The sequence below is a fragment of the Hydrogenivirga okinawensis genome (genome assembly GCF_055385515.1).
On the sequence record NZ_AP042386.1, the window covers coordinates 1,506,885 to 1,525,628 of the forward strand.

Genomic DNA, 18,744 nt, shown 5'->3' on the forward strand with positions numbered 1-18,744 from the left:
TATATTTATTAGTTGTGTGCGGTATAGCCGGCGTCTTTAACAGCTCCCACGCTTCTCAGTATGCATTCCTACAGATATACTCCCTACAGCACAGGGGACAGGAGAGTGTGGGTATAAGCTCTTCCGATGGAGAGGAGATCAGAACCGTTAAGAGGGCTGGGAGAGTTCTTGAATCGATAACACAGAAGGAGCTCAACTACCTTACAGGGACAAACGCTATAGCTCACGTGAGATACTCCACAGCGGGCGACTCGGGAGCTGTGAACGCTCAGCCTCTTGTAAGAGACACTTCACTGGGAAAGGTGGCGGTAGTTCACAACGGGAACATAATCAACTACGTTCTGTTGAGGGAGGAGATCGAGTCTAAGGGGATAAAGTTTGAGTTTAACTCCGATACGGAACTCTTCCTTACGCTCTTGGACACAGGGGAGACCTATGTCCCCGAAGGTGTGGAGGTACATCCGAGAGATACCGATTTCATACCCAGGCTATTCTACGCCCTCAACCGTTTGGAAGGAGCCTACAGTTTCCTAATGCTGCATGAGGACAGGCTGATAGCGGGAAGAGATTCCTACGGGTTCAGACCCCTCGTCGTAGGTAGAAAGGGGAAAACACTTCTCTTCGCTTCCGAGAGCTGTGCCTTTGACATAGTTGAGGGTGAGTTCTGGAGGGAGATAATGCCGGGGGAGGTCGTTGTCGTTGATGAGGCTGGGATAAGGAGTTACTATCTGCCGAGGAGCGACCGGGTGGCCCAGTGCATATTTGAGTTCGTATACTTCTCGAGACCTGATAGCTTTCTCTTCGGGGAGTGGGCTTACAACGTAAGAAAGGGTCTCGGACGTCAGCTGGCGAGGGAGGATGATGTAGATGCCGATATAGTCGTTCCTGTCCCGGACTCGGGTGTGGTTCCGGCGATAGGCTACTCTCAGGAGAAGGGAATTCCTCTGGAGATGGGGCTTATAAGGAACCACTACGTCGGAAGGAGCTTCATAGAGCCTACCCAGGAGCTCAGAAACCTGAGGGTTCTTATGAAGCTGAGCCCAAACAGGGCTGTGCTGGAAGGTAAGAGGATAGTTGTTATAGACGACTCTCTGGTAAGGGGAACGACCTCAAAGAGGATAGTGAACATGCTCAGGCGTGCGGGAGCTAAGGAGATACACATGAGGATAGCCTCTCCTCCGGTGGTAGGACCATGCTACTACGGCATAGATACGCCCACGAGGGAGGAGCTGATAGCCAACAGGATGAGCCTTGAGGATATAAAGGACTTCATAGGTGTGGATTCGTTAAGGTATCTGTCCCTCGAGGGTCTCAGGAGTTGTGTGGAGGACAGTAGACTTTTCTGTGATGCCTGCTTCAGTAACGAGTATCCGATACCTGCAGAGAAGGTGGCTATAAGGAGGAACAGGTAACTACTCTTCCCTGAGCCACGTCTTTATCAACGCTGCCACCTTTTTAGGTTCTTTTCTCGCAACCTCGGTAACGGTCTTGACTATCTCGAGCTCCTTAGCGGTTTCTCTGAGAGCTTCAGCTCCAGCTATGGTGGGCATCTCCTCGGCGGGTGTAGGAGCAGGAACAGGAGCAGGAGCGGGCTTCCTCCTCATGAACTTGAAGAGTCCGAAGAGTATTAGCAGGGCGAGAACTAACCCAACAACCGCCGGGATCGCGAAGCGCTGCCACGCTGGCATGGGCGGTGCTGGTTTGCCCACAACTTCGGGCTTCTGGAAGGGAACAGTGACCACGGAGAGAGTGTCCCCCCTCTTGGGATCAAGCCCCGCCGCCGCGGAGACTATGCTCTTTATGCTCTCCACGTCCACGTTCTTCAGGGAGCTGTTTATTATCACACCGATACTGAGCCTCTTTATCTTCAGCGTTGGATCTACAGAAACTATCTCCTTCTTACTGACCTCGTAGTTAGTTATAGTTTCCTTCTTCTCCGTAAGCGTTCCAGCCTGTCCTTGAACCGCACCAGTTCCGGGCGGTATGTTTGCCGCCGCTCCAGGCACGCCTCCCGTAGGAGTTCCCGTCGTTTTCTCCTTTCTTTTCTGCTCGCTCACTATCGCGGTCATGTCAGGGTCGTATATCTCCTCCCTTCTCTGAATCTTAGAGAAATCGAGCTCTACAGAGACCCTCACCTTCACGTTCCCGTATCCGAGAGCTTCCTCGAGGGCGGTCTGTATCTTCTTCTCTAACTCCCTCTCGAAGTCCCTCCTTATCCTGAGCTGCTTGTTTGATACAGCCTCTTCCTCCCTCTCATCTAAGGCTGCGGTTAAGTTCCTTCCCCTGTCGTCTATCACTACCACGTTCTCGGGCTTCAGATCCTCCACACTCGCCGCCACGAGGTTCCTTATGGCTCTTACCTGCTGGGAGGTTATATCTGCTCCGGGTCTTAGCTTTATGAAAACGGAGGCGCTCGGTTCCTTCTCGTCCCTTAGAAATATGGATCTCTCCGGCAGGGCTATGTGAACCCTGGCGTCTTCGATGTTCCTGAACCTCAGGATGGTTCTTACGAGCTCTCCCTCGATAGCCCTCTTGAAGTTGACCCTCTGCTGGAACTCGGAAAGTCCTATGGTGCTCTTGTCGAAGAGCTCGTAACCTATAACTCCCTTGTTTGGTATTCCTTTCGCGGCGAGCTTGAGCCTTATGTCCCTGACCTTGTCCTCTGGGACGAGTATGCTTCTTCCGTCCTTCCCTATCTTGTACTTAACACCCTCCTTATCCAGTTCCGTCAAGACGGCGTTCATGTCTTCTGGATTTAGATTTCCATAAAGGATGGCGTAGTTGGGCTGTAAGGAGTAGATGAGAACCGTAATGATGAGTGAGAAGAGGACCGCCGGGAGACCTACGAGCAGTATCTTCTGGGAAAGAGGAAGGGCTGAGAAGCGGTTATGAAGCTCCTTGAATCTCTCTCCGAGGTCCGCCATATCACACCTGCATCCTGAGTATCTCCTGATAGCCCTCCAAGAGTCTGTTCCTTATCTCCATCAGGAGATTCAGGGCTACGCCCGCCTTCTCGAACTCTATTACCATCCTGTGCAGGGGAACTTCCTCACCCCTGAGAACTGCCTCTTTTACCTCCTTAGCCCTCTCCTGTTGGGAGTTCACCCACTGAATGAACTCCTTCAGGGCATCGGCAAAATCCGCCGGACTTTTGACTTCCTTACCCCTTTCCCTCAAAAAGCTTTCGAAAGCTCCGAAGTTTATTCCACCTATCTCCATAGTTCTATTGTACGGTTTGCCATCTCCTTGGTGAGGTTAAAGGCGTTCAAGTTAGCCTCGTAAGATCTCACAGCCGAGATCATGTCAGCCATCTCCTTCACAAGATCCACGTTAGGAAGCCTGACAAAGCCTTGGGCGTCGGCTCTCGGATTACCCGGATCGAATATTACCTTGAAGGGAGCGTCCGACTCTCTTATCTCGGTAACCACAACGAGGATCTCTCCCTTCTTGAGTTTCTCGGGATCGTAAACCGCCTGAAAGACTATCTCCAGCTTTCTGAAGGGCTCGCCCGTCTGCTTGTAGGACTCGTAGTTGGCGAGGTTGGAGGCTACGGTGTTCATCCTGATCCTCTGGGCGTACATTCCAGAGGCGCTTATCTCAAAGGCTCTGAATAGGTCGTTCATCTTCTTCCACCTCTGATTATATTGTTGAGCTTCTCCACGTTACCCGAGATCATCTTCATATAGACTTCGTAAGCAATCCTGTTTTGGGCAAGCTTAGCCATCTCCTCCTCCACGCTGACGTTGTTCCTGTCGTTCCCCACGAGCCTCCTCTTCACCTCAATGACTCTGAACCCCTCTTCGCTAAGCGGTTTGATATGTTTCGGGTTGGTGGTTTTTAGAGGTATCCTCTCAACCTGCTTTTTGAACTCGAGATCCTTTGCCCTGTAATTGGGCGTGTCCACGTTGGCAAGGTTGCTCAGGATAACCTTGTGCCTCTTCCAGGTGAAGTCCACGTGAGGCTCAACCTTCCTTATCCCTTTGAATATGTCCACTTCAACCCTCCCAGAGAGTTCTTATGACCCTGCTCCATATATTATCCATCTCCTTCGCCTTCCTTACAACCCACTTTAATGTTCTCCCATCTTTAATATTTTCACTTATCAGCGCTATCCTGAACATAGCCCAACCCTTCGTCTCCTCGGGCACACTTTCCTTAAGTATCTCTCTGTAGTAGGAGAGAGCTCCTTTCATATCTCCTCTATCGTATAGTAGGTCCGCAAGTTTAATAAGAAGAACCGGTCTGTAGGATGCAAACCTCGGACTCTTGAAGTCCAAGCTTTTGAAAACCTCCTTCATACCTTCAAGATCCTCACTCAGGTAGGCTAAGAGCAGTTTTCCCTCGAGGAGGTCGTCACCCTTCATAGAGTCAAGTCCCTTTTTTAGAACCTTCACAGCGCTATCTTTTTTATCCTCAAGTATCAGGAGTTTGGCGTAAAGGAGGCTGTAAACCCCTTCGTCCTTTATGTAGGGAAGGAGCTTCTTTACCTCTTTGTCCCCCAAGAAGATCATGGATCTTGCGAGGGTCTCCAGACTCCTCTGATCTCCGAAGACCTTGAGAAAATTGTCCCTGTTGGTCTTATATATATCCGACAGTAGGAGGGCGTCCTCCTTAATGTAGAATTTCATATCCTGCAGGAGTTCCCTCAAGCGCTTCACGAACCTACCGAAGGTAAAGAGATCGTTCTCGAAAACGAACTCCCTGAGGGTCAGTTTCTTTATACTCAAGAACTCCCTCTCATCAGCTTCGATCCTCTTATCCTTTAGGGAAAGGTAGTATAGCCCGAGGGCTGGGAGTTCGCCGTAAACGTCCTCAACGTTGAGCCAGCCAAGATCTAAAAGCTTACTTTTGTAATCACCGAGCCTCTGCCCGTAAACTTCTAAGAAACCTTCGTAGTACCATAGGGAGGAAAAGAGTATCTGAGCGAGTTTGCTGTAAAATAGCCTGTCGTTCTCGGTTAGCTTCTTTAGGTTTTCGTAAGCTTCTCTGAAGTTCTTGGTCTCGAGGTTTATTATCGCGAGGTAGAAGTTTCCCTTCTCCTCATAGACCTTGAAGGGGTCGTTCCTTAAGGATAGCTCGAGGTATAGGAGGGCTTTCCTCCAGTCTCCCAGTTTGTGGTAGGAGACTCCGAGCCTGAAAAGAAGATGAGAATCCTCCCTCAGATACGTATTCACGTTCATGGCACGGGTCAAGTATTCCACGGCGAGGGAGTATCTCCCGAGGTTGAAGTTGTAAAACCCCATCGTCATGTAGTAGAGGTCGAGGTAGTCTGCGGGCACCCCCTTAGTGTTGAGAGAAGAAATGTAGTTATATCCCTCTATGTTACCGCTCAGGGCTGAGGCGTATCCGTACTTTATCATGTACTCAACCCTCTCGGTTTCCCCGTATAGGTTTGCGTATATGTTCTTTGCGGTTTCATACCACTGTAGGAGGATATAGGAGTCGGCTATAAACTCGCGCTGGGTGTTCAGATACCTTGGAACCTTGTAGTGAAAGGGATACTGGTTCAGGTATCCTATCGCCGCGAGGACACCCTTCTTGCTACCGTAAGCGTAGGAGTAAAGGGCATAGCTCTTCCCAAGGTAGAGGAAGGAGAGCTCTCCATAAGGAGACTTAGGATCAAGAGCGTAAGCCTTTGAGAAGTAGAGCAGGGCGTCCCTGTAGTTCAGTATCTTGAGACTCTCTACACCCTTGTTGAAGAACTCCTTTGCTAATTCTGGATCCTTAGTGCGTTCCGCGTTATAGGAGTAAGCTGAAATTAGAACTATCAGAAAGGCTACTATTAGCTTCCTTCCCAGATCCTGCATCCTCTCTTATATTAACTCTCTCTCTGTCCTCCTTCCTGCCGATCTTTACGTTCCTCGAAAGGAGCTCAACACCGTTTACTCTCAGGGCTTCCATGTTCAAGCCGAGTGCTTGAATACTCTTGCTAAGCTTTTGGATGTCAAGGTAGGACAGGCTTCTCTCTAAGCTCTCCTGCATCTTTATATCTACGGTAAATACTGTATTCTGCAACCTGAATCTGAGATTTGCCCCCTCTATTCTGATGTTCAAGTGTTTGGTTTCTCCTTTTATCTGAGGTTCTATAACTTCCCTCCTTCGTACCTCCTCCGCAAACTCCTCCTCAGTTCCCTTTTGAAGGGCTGAAAACTTCTCAGGGGTGCCTCCGTTCCAGAATTGATAGCTACCCAACCCGCCGTCTTTATTCTCCTGAGCGCGGACTGTAGGTGTTCCCTGACTTATGAAGAGGTTTCTGTCGAAGGTTGCTTTCGAGTGTTCTTTCCGTTGGGAATCCGGAACGATTAAGGAACTCTCCCTATGCGCGTTCTCTTCGATTACCTTCAGTTCGGTTTTGACCTCATAGTGTCCCGGCTCAGCATCCTTATCTAAACCTCCTTTGTTTACTGCCACTTTCTCCGTGCCGGTGTGGAGGGAGCCCTTAGGTGTATTCATGCTAACTGGAACCTCTTTTGTAAACTTCGAAGAATTTGTTTCAACTCCACCCTCGCTTTCTTCAGTATGGACTCGGTGAGATGTTTGGGAGTTCTCATTTTCCCGCCGATCTTCTTGCCTGAAGTTTATCTCCGGCATCTTCCCCGTCTTTGTGTGTTGAACCCATCTACTGTGGGCGAAGCTCCCGGTCTGGTGCTGCTGGACCTCTTCATAGCTCGAATCGAGCACCCCTTTAAAAGATACGGCGGATGTATCCTGAGTGTCGTTGTCCAGAACCTTTCTAAAGCCACCTTCCGGAACCTTTATATGTAACTTTTTTGACGTCAGGTCAGCACGTACCGTCTTTCTGTCTTCACCTCTCGATCGGACTTCTTCGTTTCTGAGAGCGGGCTGCGGGTTATTCACGGTAGCTCTTTCGTCAGGCGGAAGTATCCGGCGCTGGGGATTCTCTTCAGGCTCAGGCTCCACCCTTATCGTTGTACCAGTATTTTCTTTCAAACGGGTTATCTTTCGTTCTACCACAGGTGTGCGACTCTCCGCTGTATCTGTTTGGATTACGGAAGCATCTCTTTCCAGCCTTGGAGTGAGTGCGGGTAAGCCCTCGTTTTCGGTAACTGGTGCTCCTTTTACCTCAGGCTGAGGGAAATTCTCTCCTAACTTAGAGGATTCCCTTGGGAGAAGGTCAAGATCGACGGGGAGCGGAGCTGGATACCGTCCGGTGACTGCCGTTTTCCCCGAGTCTTTAAATCGCGCTTCCTCGTTTATAGGGTCGGACTGCTTTGTGCCTCTGAGAACTTCCTCCCCTTCGCCATCGTACACCTGCTCAGGTAATGGGATTAGCGCAGAATTTAGAATCCGGATGACCTCTTGGGGAACTCCGTCTGCCCTTTTCCACTCTTGGGGTTTAGCCTTCCCGCTTTCGGGGTTATCGATCGTGTAACCATTTCTGTCTGCGATCTGGACTAATGAAATCAGTATGTCCTCGAAGTTTACATCTTCTATACTTACACCCTTAAGCCTGGGTGCTAAAGCTGATAGTATCTCCTCAAAGTTCGGCCCTTCGAGCATATCCCCTAAGGGGTATATCGGAACGTAGGCACGATGTTATAATTTTCCGTCTGAGATCATGGAGCTGATAGTTCAGAAGTTCGGAGGCACGTCGGTAGGGAGCTTAGAGAGGATAGAGAACGCTGCAAAAAGAGTGATCGATAGTGTAAAGAGAGGCTACAGGGTCGTCGTTGTTTCCTCCGCTATGGCGGGTGAGACAGACGGACTCATAAACTTGGCTCATCAGATAACGGACTTCCCCAACGAGAGGGAGATGGATATGCTTCTCGCCACTGGAGAGCAGAAGGCTATATCCCTCTTCGCGATGACGCTGAGAAGGTTCGGCTACCCCGCGGTGAGCCTTTGCGGGTGGCAGGTTCCCATAGTCACCGATAACGTCCACACCAAGGCGAGGATACAAAAGATAGGAACTCAGAGGCTCAGGAACCTTATAAACGAGGGCTACATCCCCGTGGTGGCTGGGTTTCAAGGTGTTACCGAGGACTGGGAGATAACTACCCTCGGGAGGGGAGGCTCGGACACGACGGCGGTCGCCCTCGCTGCTGCTCTTGGGGCGGACTGCGAGATATACACCGACGTTACGGGAGTCTTTACCGCCGATCCGAGGATAGTCCCGCAGGCGAGGAAGATAGACAGGATATCCTACGAGGAGATGTTGGAGCTCGCCTCCCTCGGTGCCAAGGTGATGCAGATAAGGAGCGTGGAGTTTGCAGCCAAGTATAAGGTGAGGATACACGTCAGAAGCTCTTTCGAGGAAGAGGAGGGGACTTGGATAGTTCCGGAGGATGAGATCATGGAGAAGGTGGTTGTAAGAGGCATAACGGTGGACACCAAGGAGTCGAGGATAACCGTGGTTCGCGTTCCCGACCAACCAGGCATAGCGGCGAAGCTCTTCAAGGCTCTCGGGGAGGCCCACATAGTCGTGGACATGATAGTCCAGAACGTGTCCCACGAGGGCTACACTGACATGTCCTTCACCGTTAGCAAGACGGACGCTCCCAAGGCTGAGGAGATAGTCAGAAAGGTGGCTCAGGAGATAGGCGCCAAGGAGGTGGTAAGGGACGATAGGGTCGCTAAGGTTTCCATAGTTGGACTTGGGATGAGGAGCTCTTACGGAACCGCTGCGAAGATGTTCGATGTCCTAGCGAAGAACGGTGTGAACATAATGGCCATCTCCACCTCGGAGATAAAGATCTCCTGCCTTATAGACGAGAAGTACGCAGAACTCGCCGTGAGGGCTCTCCACGAAGCTTTCATAGAGGACGGGGAAGATATAAAGATAGAGAACGAGGAATGAGGGTAGATAGAGCCAAGGAACTCCTCGAGAACCTTAAGAACCTCAAGATCCTCGTCGTAGGCGACATAATCTTGGATAGGTATCTCTACGGGAAGGTGGAGAGGATATCTCCCGAGGCACCCGTTCCCATAGTGGAGGTCGAGAGGGAGGAGGTGAGACTCGGCGGAGCGGGGAACGTGGCGAAGAACCTCTCCGCTCTGGGAGTAAAGACCCTTCTCACCGGGGTTGTGGGGAAGGACAGAGCGGGAGAGACCATATCAGAACTCCTCAAGGAGAACGGCATAGTGGCGAGAATATTCGAGGACGAGAGACCCACTACGGAGAAGACGAGGGTTGTCTCCATGTCCCAGCAGCTCCTAAGGATAGACAGGGAGGACAGGAGCAGGGTAGGAGGGGAGGCTCTCAAGCATATAAGGGAGGTTATTTCCGAAGAAGAGTACGACGGGATAATAGTTTCAGATTACGCCAAGGGCGTGATAACCCAGAGGGTTATGGAGAGCATAAGAGACCGGGAGGTTTTCTTCGCGATAGATCCGAGACCAGTAAACAAGAAGCTCTACCAGTGGACGAGCCTGATAACACCCAACGAGAGGGAACTGAGGGAGATGACCGACCCTCACTCGGAAGAGAGTGTTGAGACTCTTGGAAAGATGCTGAAGAAGGAGCTTGAGGCGGAGACCCTCGTCGTGACGAGAGGACCTAAGGGAATGACCCTCTTCAGAGAAAAGGTGGAGAACTTCCCCGCGAGGGCTAAGGAGGTTTACGACGTTACCGGTGCGGGAGATACGGTGATAGCTTCCCTAACCGCCTTCTTCCTCGCAGGAGCGACTTGGGAGGAAGCCTGTGAGCTTGCGAACCTCTGCGCGGGGATAGTGGTTGGTGAGTTCGGAACGGCGAGCGTGACTCCCGAGGAGATAGTAAGGGAGCTCGATGAGGAAGGGGAGTGACTACGAAGAGATAGCCTGCGAGTTTCTCAAAGGTTTGGGATACGAGATTCTCGAGAGGAACTACTTCTGCCGATCTGGAGAGATTGATATAATCGCAATGGACGGAAACGCCCTGGTATTTGTGGAGGTTAAGGGAGGGGATACGGAAGAGTTCGGACATCCGATAGAGAGATTCGACAACAGGAAGTTAAGCAGGATAATAACCTGTGCTTACAGGTTCCTGGAAGAAAGGGGGCTGAGCACCCCCTTCCGCATAGATCTAATAATAGTCCTTAGGGGGGAGGTTCAACACTACAAAAATATAGGCTTCTATTGATTACTCTAAGATCTCCAATACAACCCTCTTCCCCGTTTTCCTCCCCATAGCGGAGAGTAATGTCCTGAGGGCTCTCGCGATCCTCCCCTGCTTGCCTATGACTTTCCCGAGCTCCGCGGGATCTACCCTGAGCTCGATAACTATGGTCTTCTCGCCTTCGATCTCGGTGACCTGAACCTTGTCAGGATTGTCCACGAGGGATCTGGCGGTTGTCTCGACTATCTCCTTCATTGCGCTCATCCGTGCACCTCCTTCGTGGTTTTCTTCTTCAGAACCCAGTAATCACCGACCCTTTTGAGTTCACAACCCTCCGGTATAGCATCCTTTAGTATGCCTGCGGTTTCAAATATAGCCTTAGCCCTATGGGCTATCTCCACACCTTTAGAAAACCACTCCTTCACCCTCTCAGGCTTTATGTCCAGAAGAACCTTCCTCTTGGGATCGTAGGTTCCAAGTATGTCTATGTAGTTTCCTTCCCTTGGCGACTTGGCGTCCATAACCACTATCCTGTATATGGGGTGGTGTCTCCTTCCGAACTTGGCAAGTCTGATCCTTACTGCCATATACCGACCTCCTCAAAACCTGAGCCAATTATTATATCAGAATTTAAAGGGAAACTTAGGCATAGGCATCCCCGCCATCCCCTTCATCTTCCTCATCATCTTTCTCATCTCCTCGTATCTCTTGAGAACCTTGTTAACTTCAGATATACTCGTTCCGCTCCCCTTGGCTATCCTCTTCTTCCTGCTCATGTTTATTATCCTGGGGTTCCTTCTCTCCTCCGGTGTCATAGAGTTGATGATAGCCTCTATCTTTTTGAACTGTTTTTCATCCACCTTTATGTTTTTCATCTGGGCACCGATTCCGGGTATCATGCTCAGGAGCTTGTCCAAAGGTCCCATATTCTGGATCATGCGGAGCATCTCTCTCAGATCCTCTAAGTCAAAATCTCCCGCCAGAACCTTCGTGGAGAGGTGCTGAGCTTTGTCTTCTGGGATAACCTCCTGTGCTCTCTCTACGAGGGACTGGATGTCTCCCAAGCCGAGTATCCTCTGGGCAACCCTGTCGGGGTAGAAAGGCTCTATATCCTCTACCTTCTCACCCACTCCTATGAACTTTATAGGAACTCCGAGGGTCTCCCTCACGGAAAGGGCTAAACCTCCCCTCGCATCTCCGTCCATCTTGGTCAGAACTACCCCTGTCAGACCCAAGAGCTCGTGAAAGGTCTTCGCTGTCTCTAAGGCGGTCTGTCCCTGCATGGCGTCGGCAACGTAGATTATCTCCGAGGGCTTTACCTTCTCCTTTATCTCCTTGAGCTCTTCCATAAGTTCCTCGTCTACGTGGAGTCTCCCGGCCGTGTCGAGGAGGAGGTAATCTACCCCTTCCTGTTTCGCCCTCTGAACCGCCCTCTCCGCTATCCGGACCGCCGAGAGATCACCCTCGAAGGAGTAGTAAGGAACGCCTATCCTCTCTGCAAGCCTCTCAAGCTGTAGCATCGCCGCCGGGCGCCTGACATCGGTAGAGGAGACAGCCACCTTAAAACCCTTCTTCTTAAGAAGATTAGCTATCTTACCTATGGTCGTCGTCTTACCCGTTCCCTGAAGACCGACGAAGAGGACGGTTCCCTTCTTGAGATCCTCCTTCTCCTTGCCGAGGATATTTACGAGTTCCTCGTAAACTATCGTTATAACCTGCTCCGCCGGAGATAGGTTCTTCTTTACCTCCTGAGAGAGCGCCCTCTCCCTAACCCTCTTGAGAAAGCGTTTGGTAACCTCGTAATCTACGTCCGCCTCTAAAAGGGCTAACCTTATATCTCTGAGGGCGTTGTTTATCACCTTGTCGGTGAGCTTCCTTGCATTTTTCAGCTTGGAAAGCGTTCCAGAAAACTTTTCGGTGAGCAGTTCGAGCATATTTAAAAGTATAAACTATGTAAAGATCTCTATGAATACACCTTCCCTATCGTCCTCGGTGAGCATCTCCATACGAGCCTTCATCTCCATGGCGGTTGCCCTCGCAGCTATAGCCCTGTCCTGAGGAGAAGGGTTTATTGGAGCTAAGGCTGCTCTCTTCACCTTTTGGGCTATTTCTAAGGTTTCTTCCGGCGTTCTGCCCTCCTTTAAACGTAATGGAACCTCTCCTCCGGTTATATAGAGTTTCCCATCTGGACCCTTTGTGTATCTGTACCTAACTGGACCGGCAAGATCGCCCGCTACCGTCTTGTGAGCGAGCTCGTGCATCCTCACCTTCTGTTCGGCTACTCTGAGACTCTGTGTAGCCATAGCAAGCCTTAAGCTTTCCTCAACGATCTTCCCTACACCGTCCACTTTCATGACCTACACCTTTTGATCGGATCGCTAACGGATATAATTTAAATGCCATGAGTTTAAGTGCCCACGAGATCAGAGAGCTTTTCCTCAGCTTCTTCGAGAAGAAGGGACACGTTAGGGTAAAGAGTGCCCCCCTGGTTCCCGAGAACGACCCGACACTGCTCTTTGTCAACGCAGGAATGGTCCCCTTTAAGAACGTCTTTCTCGGAATAGAGAAGAGACCTTACAGGAGGGCGGTTTCCTGTCAGAAGTGTCTTAGGGTTTCGGGGAAGCACAACGACCTCGAGCAGGTGGGATACACCTCAAGGCACCACACCTTCTTCGAGATGCTCGGCAACTTCTCCTTCGGAGACTACTTCAAGAGGGAGGCTATAGAGTACGCCTGGGAGTTCGTAACCGAGGTTCTTGAGCTTCCAAAGGAAAAGCTCTACGTGTCCGTATATAAAGATGACGAGGAAGCTTACAGTATCTGGAATGAGGAGATCGGTGTTTCTGCCGAGAGGATATGGAGACTCGGGGAGGAGGACAACTTCTGGCAGATGGGAGAGACGGGACCCTGCGGACCCTCATCGGAGATCTATATAGACAGAGGGGAGGAGTACGAGGGAGAGGAGAGATACTTAGAGATATGGAACCTCGTCTTTATGCAGTACAACAGGGATGAGAAGGGAAACCTCACCCCCTTGCCAAACCCCAACATAGACACGGGAATGGGTTTAGAAAGGATAGCGAGCGTCCTCCAGGGAACCAGGACGAACTACGAGATAGACATAATCTATCCTCTGATAGAGTTCGGGGAGAAGATCTCCGGAGCTAAGTACGGAGAGTCCTTCGAAAAGGACGTGGCGCTGAGGGTTATAGCGGATCACCTTAGGGCGTTGACCTTTGCTATCTCCGACGGAGTGATACCCTCCAACGAGGGTAGGGGTTACGTTATCAGACGTATTTTAAGAAGAGCTCTCAGGTTCGGCTATAAGCTCGGAGTGGGGGAGCCCTTCCTCCATAAGGGAGTGGATCTCGTTGTAGAGATAATGAAAGAGCCCTACCCTGAGCTTGAGATGTCGAGGGAGTTTGTGAAAGGGATAGTGAGAGGAGAAGAGGAGAGGTTTATAAGGACCCTGAAAGCGGGAATGGAGGCGGTTGAGGAGATGATAGAGAGGGCTAAGGAGGAAGGCAGGGAGATCCTGAGGGGAGAGGAGGTCTTCATGGCTTACGACACTTACGGATTTCCCTTGGACCTGATAGACGAGATAGCTCGTGAGAGGGGGCTGGAGGTAGACCTCGCGGGTTTTCAGGAAGAGATGGAGAAGCAAAGGGAGAGGGCGAGGAAGCATTTCAAGGTTGAGGCTAAGAAGATAAAGCCTGTCTATCAGCACCTCAAGGACATAGGAAAGACTTCGGAGTTCGTTGGCTACGACCACCACGAGTATGAAACGGAGTTGATAGGGATAGTTAGAGGTGAGGACCTCGTTTCCGAGGTGTCTGAAGGAGAGGAGGCGGAGCTTATGCTCAGGGAGACGCCCTTCTATCCTGAGAGGGGAGGCCAGATAGGGGACACGGGGATAATTGAAACGGACAGAGCTCTCTTCAGGGTGGAGGATACCCAGAGTCCCGTTGAGGGTGTGATAGTTCACAAAGGTAAGGTGGTCAAGGGTACACTCCACGTGGGCGAGAGGGTGATGGCGCGGATAGATGTCGAGAGAAGGAAGGACATAATGAGGAACCACACAGCGACCCACCTCCTCCACGCGGCCCTCAAGAACCTCCTCGGTGAGCACGTGAGACAGGCCGGCTCTCTCGTTGCCGACAGGTATCTGAGGTTCGACTTCACCCACTTCGAAGCGTTGACAAGGGAAGAGATAATGAGGATAGAAGAGCTCGTGAACGAGAAGATAAGGGAAAACCTCCCTGTCGAAGTTAGGGAGATGGCTTATCAGGAGGCTATAAAGAGCGGAGCTGTTGCCATATTCGAGGAGAAGTATGGGGATAGGGTCAGGGTAATATCGGCGGGTGACTTCTCTAAGGAGCTCTGCGGTGGGACCCACGTATCGAGGACAGGAGACATAGGCTACTTCAAGATAATCTCCGAGTCCTCCGTAGGAGCTGGGGTTAGGAGGTTGATAGCCCAAACGGGAAGGTGGGCTGTGGATACCGCCTTCAGAGAGCATGTCCTGCTCGAGGATATAGGTGCTTCCCTCAACGCCAAGGAGGAGGATATACTCGATAGAATAGAAGCTCTCAAGGAGGAGTTGAAGGAGAAGGAGAGGGAGATCTCGAGGCTCAGGCGGGAGCTCCTCAAATCTCAGATAGAGACCTCCGTGAGGAGAGAGGAGATAGGGGAGTTCACCCTCTTCTGGGGAAGGTTCAGGGACGTAGGTGCGGAGGAGCTCAGGAACCTCGCGGATATGCTCAGACATAAGACTGGAAGGGACGTTGTCTTCTTGGTCTCTGAGAAGGACGGGAAGCTATCTACCGTGGTTGCTGTCTCTAAAAATATCTCTGACAGGGTGAGGGCTAACGAGATAATTAAGGAGCTCGGGAAGGCTCTCAAGGGAGGAGGCGGAGGTCGCCCGGACATGGCGCAGGGAGGGGGTAGTAATCCCGCCGGCGTGGAGGAAGCTGTTAAAATATTAAAGGAAAGGCTTCGTACCCTTGGAGGAGGTGGTTAAGGGATGAAAAGGTTCTTTTTAAGCGTAGGTACTCTCGCTCTGCTCGGCGTTCTGTCCTGCGAGAAAAAGGAGGAGAAGAAGGCGGAGGAGGCTCCTAAACCTAAGCAGGAGCAGACGACCCAACAGGTAGAACAGAAGAAGGAGGAGACGAAGCCGGTCGCTACGGCTACGGTGTCTGACGTCCGCGCCCTTGCCGATAAGAAGGGATGCTTTGCCTGCCACGACATCGATAAAAAGAAGGTAGGACCATCTTATGTAGATGTGGCCAAGAAGTACGCCGGTAAGGAGAATGCGGTGGAGGAGCTTGTAAAGAGCATAACCAAGGGAAGCATGGGAAAGTGGGGATCTATACCCATGACGCCCCAACCCGTAACCCAGGAGGAGGCTAAGAGGTTGGCCGAGTGGATTCTAAGCCTCAAATAACCTCCCTCCTCACCCTGCTCGATATGTTGCACATTATCTCGTAGGGAATCGTCCCAGCCTCCCTGGAAAGATCACCGAAGGTTCTTCCTTCATCCACTATCGTGATCCAGTCTCCCACCTTCGCTTCCGTATCCCCCAAATCGACGACAGTCATGTCCATCGTTATGTTTCCAAGGATAGGAAGTTTCTCCTTTTTGAATAGGAGATAACCCCTGTTGGAAAGGCTCTTCATAAGTCCGTCGGCGTATCCGAAGGCTACCACACCTATCCTCGTCCTTCGCTCAGTTACGTAGGTCCTTCCGTAGGATATGGGGAACCCGGAGGGGACCTCCTTGGCGGATATAAGTCTCGCCTTCACGCTCACAGCGGGCTTCAGATTGAGGGGATAGTCCCTGAGAGGTTTCTCTCCGTATAGAGCGAGCCCAACCCTTATATGGGTGGTGAAGGGAACTCTGTACACCACGCCCGCCGAGCTCTCCATGTGAACCTTTATCACTCTGCCGTACCTCTTCACTATCTCCTCGAACCTTCTTATCTGTTCTAAGGAAAACTCCCTGTCGGCGGGGGTTGAGAGGTGGCTCATCACACCTACAACACGGGGATCGTCTATGAACTCGTCCAGAAAACCAAGTCTTCCCATACCCGTGTCGTACTTTACGTGGAAGTTTATCTTCTCCTTGCCTATGACCTTGAGGTGTTCCACGTCCGAAACTACGGGGGTCAGGTTATACTCCTTTACCGCCTCTATCTCTTCAGGTAAAACACCGCCGAGGATAAGTATCTCTCTCCTAACGCCCATCTCCCTCAGAAGAACTCCCTCCTCCACACAGGCGACGGCGAAGGAATCGATCTCAGGAAGCTCTCTAAGTATGGGAGCTACGTGTTTCACCCCCATCCCGTAGGCGTCGGACTTTATTACCGCTATTATCCTTTTCCCGGAAAATCTATGGAGTTCTTTCACGTTGTGCTCCACAGCTGATCTTCTTATGATAAGAACCGATCGGTCTCTTAAATTTGTTTCGCAGGATTCCGATCTGGACGTGCTTATCATTGTGGTATAAATTTAATCAAAAAAATTATGGGAAGTGGGGCGGACATAAATAAAATACTTGAGAGTCAGAGAGTTATCCACAGAATACTTTCCCTGACAGGATCCGAGGAGGACCTGCAGAATCTTCTTGAGAAGATAATCGATATACTTATGAATATTCCTTGGCTTCCTCCCGTTCGGAAAGGAGCTATATTCCTGTACAACCCCAAGCTAAATCTGCTTGAAATGAAGGTGAGCAGAGGATTGCCAGCCTTTATTCGGGATAGGTGCAGTAGGGTGGGGATAGGGGAATGTCTCTGCGGACTTTCAGCTCAGAGCAGGGAAATAGTCTTTGCTGACTGCCTCGATCCAAGACATACGGTACGTTTTGACGGTATGCCAGAACACGGACACTACTGCATCCCCCTCGTCCATGAAAGCGACCTGATAGGTGTTATAACTTTTTACCTCGAGCACAAACACCCCTACGATCCGGTGGAGGAAGCCTTCCTCAGATCCATAGGTATGGCTGTGGCGGACGTGATAAACTACACCACCCTTTTAAACAGAGATAGAAAACTCTCCTTGGCGGTCGAACAGGCTCCAGATTGGGTGGTTATAACGGATAGAAACGGGAGAATAGAGTACGTAAATCCTGCAGTGGAGAAGATATCCGGTTTCAAGCGGGAACAGATCATTGGGGCAACTCCTCGTATATGGAAGTCCGACTTTCATCCCAAGGAGTTCTTCGAAAGACTCTGGAGGACAGTTCTATCAGGAAAGAGCTTCAGAGCTGTATTCATAAACAGGGGTAGGGACGGTGATATATTTTACGTGGATCAGACCATAACACCTATCAAGGACAGAGAGGGCAAGGTCGTAGGGTTCGTTGCCACTGGAAAGGATGTCACCGAGCAGAGGAAGTATCAGGAACACATTTACAGGCTCGCTTTCTTTGATGAAGGAACTGGACTACCGAACAGAAACGCCTTCATAAGCAAAGGAAACGAAGTGTTAAGGAAGGCTGACCGCCTGTGTTTGGTCGTTGTAGATATAGACAACTTCAAGTTTATAAACAAAGCCTACGGAACGGCAACAGGAAACCTTATCCTCTCCGAAGTTGCTAGCAGGTTTAGGGAGTTATTACCGGAGGGGTCCTTCGTTGCACGCCTTGGAAGTGACGAATTTGGAATAATCATACCCGGTTTAGGCTCGGAGAAAAGAGCTGCAGCCATGACAAGAAAGTTTCTTAGAGCCGTGTCTGAACCTATAAGGGCAGGAAGGAGAAGCATAGCGGTGACTGCCAGTGCGGGTATATCGCTCTATCCTTTTCACGGGAAGACTCTCTCAGAATTGCTGAGAAGCGCCGACGTCGCCCTTGCACATGCCAAGGAGGAGGGTAAAAACCACTTAGTCATTTTCGATTCTGAAATGACCAGAAGGGCGAGGGAGAGTGTAAATCTTACTAAGGATCTGCTCAGGGCAAGAATGGGAGAAATATTTTCCTTAAGGTTTCAACCTATAGTGAGCGAATCAGGTGGTGTAAGAGCCTTTGAGATTTTACTCAGGTGGAAAGGAAGGAGGATCTCCCCTGAAAGATTTATTCCGATTCTTGAAGACACTGGAGCGATAAACGAGGTAAGCCTATGGATCATAGAAAGAGCAATAGACTTTCTTAAAAGAGCTGAAAAGTTGTCCGGTGAAGGTTTGTTGGTGTCGGTGAATGTATCCCCTAATAACCTACTCAACGCTAAGTTTGTGAGAAGAGCGTTAAAGCTTCTCAAGGACAGCGGTATTTCTAAGAGATGGCTCGTCTTTGAAATTACTGAGAACGCTCTCATAAGGAACGAAGAGTTCGTAAAAGAGAACATAATCAAGCTGAGGGAGGCTGGGGTAATATTTGCCATAGATGACTTCGGTGCCGGTTACACCTCGATAAAGTACCTTGTTAAATACCCCATAGAAATAGTAAAGCTGGACAGGGGATTTCTAAAGGATGTTGTAGGGAGCCGAAATAAGAGGAGATTGGCCGAGGGTCTCGTAAGCGCCCTTTGTGATATGGGTGTGAAGGTCGTTGCAGAGGGTATCGAAAATAAAAGGGAGTTTGAACTTACGAAGGCTATGCGGTGTGAACTTTGGCAAGGCTTTTACTTTTCAAAACCCTTGACCGAAAAGAGAGCCTTAAAGCTTCTCATAAAGAGCGGTTAGAATATC

The 18,744-nt window shown here is 50.4% G+C and carries 18 protein-coding genes; 7 read left to right on the forward strand and 11 right to left on the reverse strand.

Going from position 1 to position 18,744, the window contains the following annotated elements; genetic code table 11:
- Nucleotides 1–14: 14 nt before the first annotated feature.
- Complete coding sequence (gene purF / locus ACZ483_RS08620; RefSeq protein ID WP_464323767.1) at nt 15–1,412, forward strand: amidophosphoribosyltransferase; 1,398 nt, start codon at nt 15–17, stop codon at nt 1,410–1,412.
- Here purF and fliF read toward each other — a convergent pair whose 3' ends face one another.
- From fliF to ACZ483_RS08650, 6 genes are read right to left on the reverse strand one after another with little or no spacing between them, the layout of a single operon-like run.
- Complete coding sequence (gene fliF, locus ACZ483_RS08625) at nt 1,413–2,924, reverse strand: flagellar basal-body MS-ring/collar protein FliF (protein ID WP_464323768.1); 1,512 nt, start codon at nt 2,922–2,924, stop codon at nt 1,413–1,415.
- A gap of 1 nt (nt 2,925) precedes the next feature.
- Nucleotides 2,926–3,219 carry a flagellar hook-basal body complex protein FliE gene (fliE, locus tag ACZ483_RS08630; RefSeq protein ID WP_464323769.1) on the reverse strand — a complete coding sequence of 98 codons (294 nt, stop codon included), beginning with the start codon at nt 3,217–3,219 and terminating at the stop codon, nt 2,926–2,928.
- A complete protein-coding gene (gene flgC / locus ACZ483_RS08635) occupies nt 3,210–3,623 on the reverse strand; it encodes a flagellar basal body rod protein FlgC (protein WP_464323770.1) in 414 nt (137 codons plus the stop codon). Before flgC ends, fliE begins: the two co-directional genes overlap by 10 nt.
- Entirely contained in the window at nt 3,620–3,994 is a 375-nt protein-coding gene (gene flgB, locus ACZ483_RS08640; protein WP_464323771.1) for a flagellar basal body rod protein FlgB, read from the reverse strand. Before flgB ends, flgC begins: the two co-directional genes overlap by 4 nt.
- Nucleotide 3,995: 1 nt before the next feature.
- Complete coding sequence (locus ACZ483_RS08645; RefSeq protein ID WP_464323772.1) at nt 3,996–5,807, reverse strand: tetratricopeptide repeat protein; 1,812 nt, start codon at nt 5,805–5,807, stop codon at nt 3,996–3,998.
- Nucleotides 5,740–7,521 carry a hypothetical protein gene (locus ACZ483_RS08650; protein WP_464323773.1) on the reverse strand — a complete coding sequence of 594 codons (1,782 nt, stop codon included), beginning with the start codon at nt 7,519–7,521 and terminating at the stop codon, nt 5,740–5,742. The genes ACZ483_RS08645 and ACZ483_RS08650 overlap by 68 nt, the downstream gene beginning before the upstream one ends.
- Nucleotides 7,522–7,579: 58 nt before the next feature.
- Between ACZ483_RS08650 and ACZ483_RS08655 the strand changes: the two genes are divergently transcribed.
- From ACZ483_RS08655 to ACZ483_RS08665, 3 genes are read left to right on the forward strand one after another with little or no spacing between them, the layout of a single operon-like run.
- Nucleotides 7,580–8,818, forward strand: a complete 1,239-nt coding sequence (locus ACZ483_RS08655) for an aspartate kinase (RefSeq protein WP_464323774.1) — start codon at nt 7,580–7,582, stop codon at nt 8,816–8,818.
- Nucleotides 8,815–9,765: a D-glycero-beta-D-manno-heptose-7-phosphate kinase gene (gene rfaE1 / locus ACZ483_RS08660; protein WP_464323775.1), complete on the forward strand. Its 951-nt coding sequence runs from the start codon at nt 8,815–8,817 to the stop codon at nt 9,763–9,765. Before ACZ483_RS08655 ends, rfaE1 begins: the two co-directional genes overlap by 4 nt.
- Nucleotides 9,749–10,081, forward strand: a complete 333-nt coding sequence (locus ACZ483_RS08665; protein WP_464323776.1) for a YraN family protein — start codon at nt 9,749–9,751, stop codon at nt 10,079–10,081. The genes rfaE1 and ACZ483_RS08665 overlap by 17 nt, the downstream gene beginning before the upstream one ends.
- Here the strand turns inward: ACZ483_RS08665 and ACZ483_RS08670 are convergent, their stop codons facing one another.
- Genes ACZ483_RS08670 through ACZ483_RS08685 form a run of 4 tightly spaced genes read right to left on the reverse strand, consistent with a single transcriptional unit; the run spans nt 10,082 to nt 12,411 of the window.
- Entirely contained in the window at nt 10,082–10,321 is a 240-nt protein-coding gene (locus ACZ483_RS08670; RefSeq protein WP_464323777.1) for a KH domain-containing protein, read from the reverse strand.
- Entirely contained in the window at nt 10,318–10,644 is a 327-nt protein-coding gene (gene rpsP, locus ACZ483_RS08675) for a 30S ribosomal protein S16 (protein ID WP_464323778.1), read from the reverse strand. Before rpsP ends, ACZ483_RS08670 begins: the two co-directional genes overlap by 4 nt.
- Nucleotides 10,645–10,680: 36 nt before the next feature.
- Complete coding sequence (gene ffh, locus ACZ483_RS08680; protein ID WP_464323779.1) at nt 10,681–11,991, reverse strand: signal recognition particle protein; 1,311 nt, start codon at nt 11,989–11,991, stop codon at nt 10,681–10,683.
- A 15-nt stretch (nt 11,992–12,006) separates the two neighbouring features.
- A complete protein-coding gene (locus ACZ483_RS08685; RefSeq protein WP_464323780.1) occupies nt 12,007–12,411 on the reverse strand; it encodes a putative metalloprotease CJM1_0395 family protein in 405 nt (134 codons plus the stop codon).
- A 47-nt stretch (nt 12,412–12,458) separates the two neighbouring features.
- Between ACZ483_RS08685 and alaS the strand changes: the two genes are divergently transcribed.
- Both alaS and ACZ483_RS08695 read left to right on the forward strand, forming a co-directional pair.
- Nucleotides 12,459–15,077 (forward strand): alanine--tRNA ligase, encoded by a 2,619-nt coding sequence (gene alaS, locus ACZ483_RS08690; protein ID WP_464323781.1) that lies wholly within the window; start codon nt 12,459–12,461, stop codon nt 15,075–15,077.
- A gap of 171 nt (nt 15,078–15,248) precedes the next feature.
- Complete coding sequence (locus tag ACZ483_RS08695; RefSeq protein WP_464325145.1) at nt 15,249–15,500, forward strand: c-type cytochrome; 252 nt, start codon at nt 15,249–15,251, stop codon at nt 15,498–15,500.
- On the opposite strand, the gene alr is transcribed toward ACZ483_RS08695, so the two are convergent.
- Nucleotides 15,493–16,551 carry an alanine racemase gene (gene alr / locus ACZ483_RS08700; RefSeq protein ID WP_464323782.1) on the reverse strand — a complete coding sequence of 353 codons (1,059 nt, stop codon included), beginning with the start codon at nt 16,549–16,551 and terminating at the stop codon, nt 15,493–15,495. The two genes, ACZ483_RS08695 and alr, sit on opposite strands and share 8 nt — an antisense overlap.
- Nucleotides 16,552–16,578: 27 nt before the next feature.
- Between alr and ACZ483_RS08705 the strand changes: the two genes are divergently transcribed.
- On the forward strand, nt 16,579–18,738 hold the full coding sequence (locus ACZ483_RS08705) for an EAL domain-containing protein (protein ID WP_464323783.1): 2,160 nt from the start codon (nt 16,579–16,581) through the stop codon (nt 18,736–18,738).
- Nucleotides 18,739–18,744: the final 6 nt, after the last annotated feature.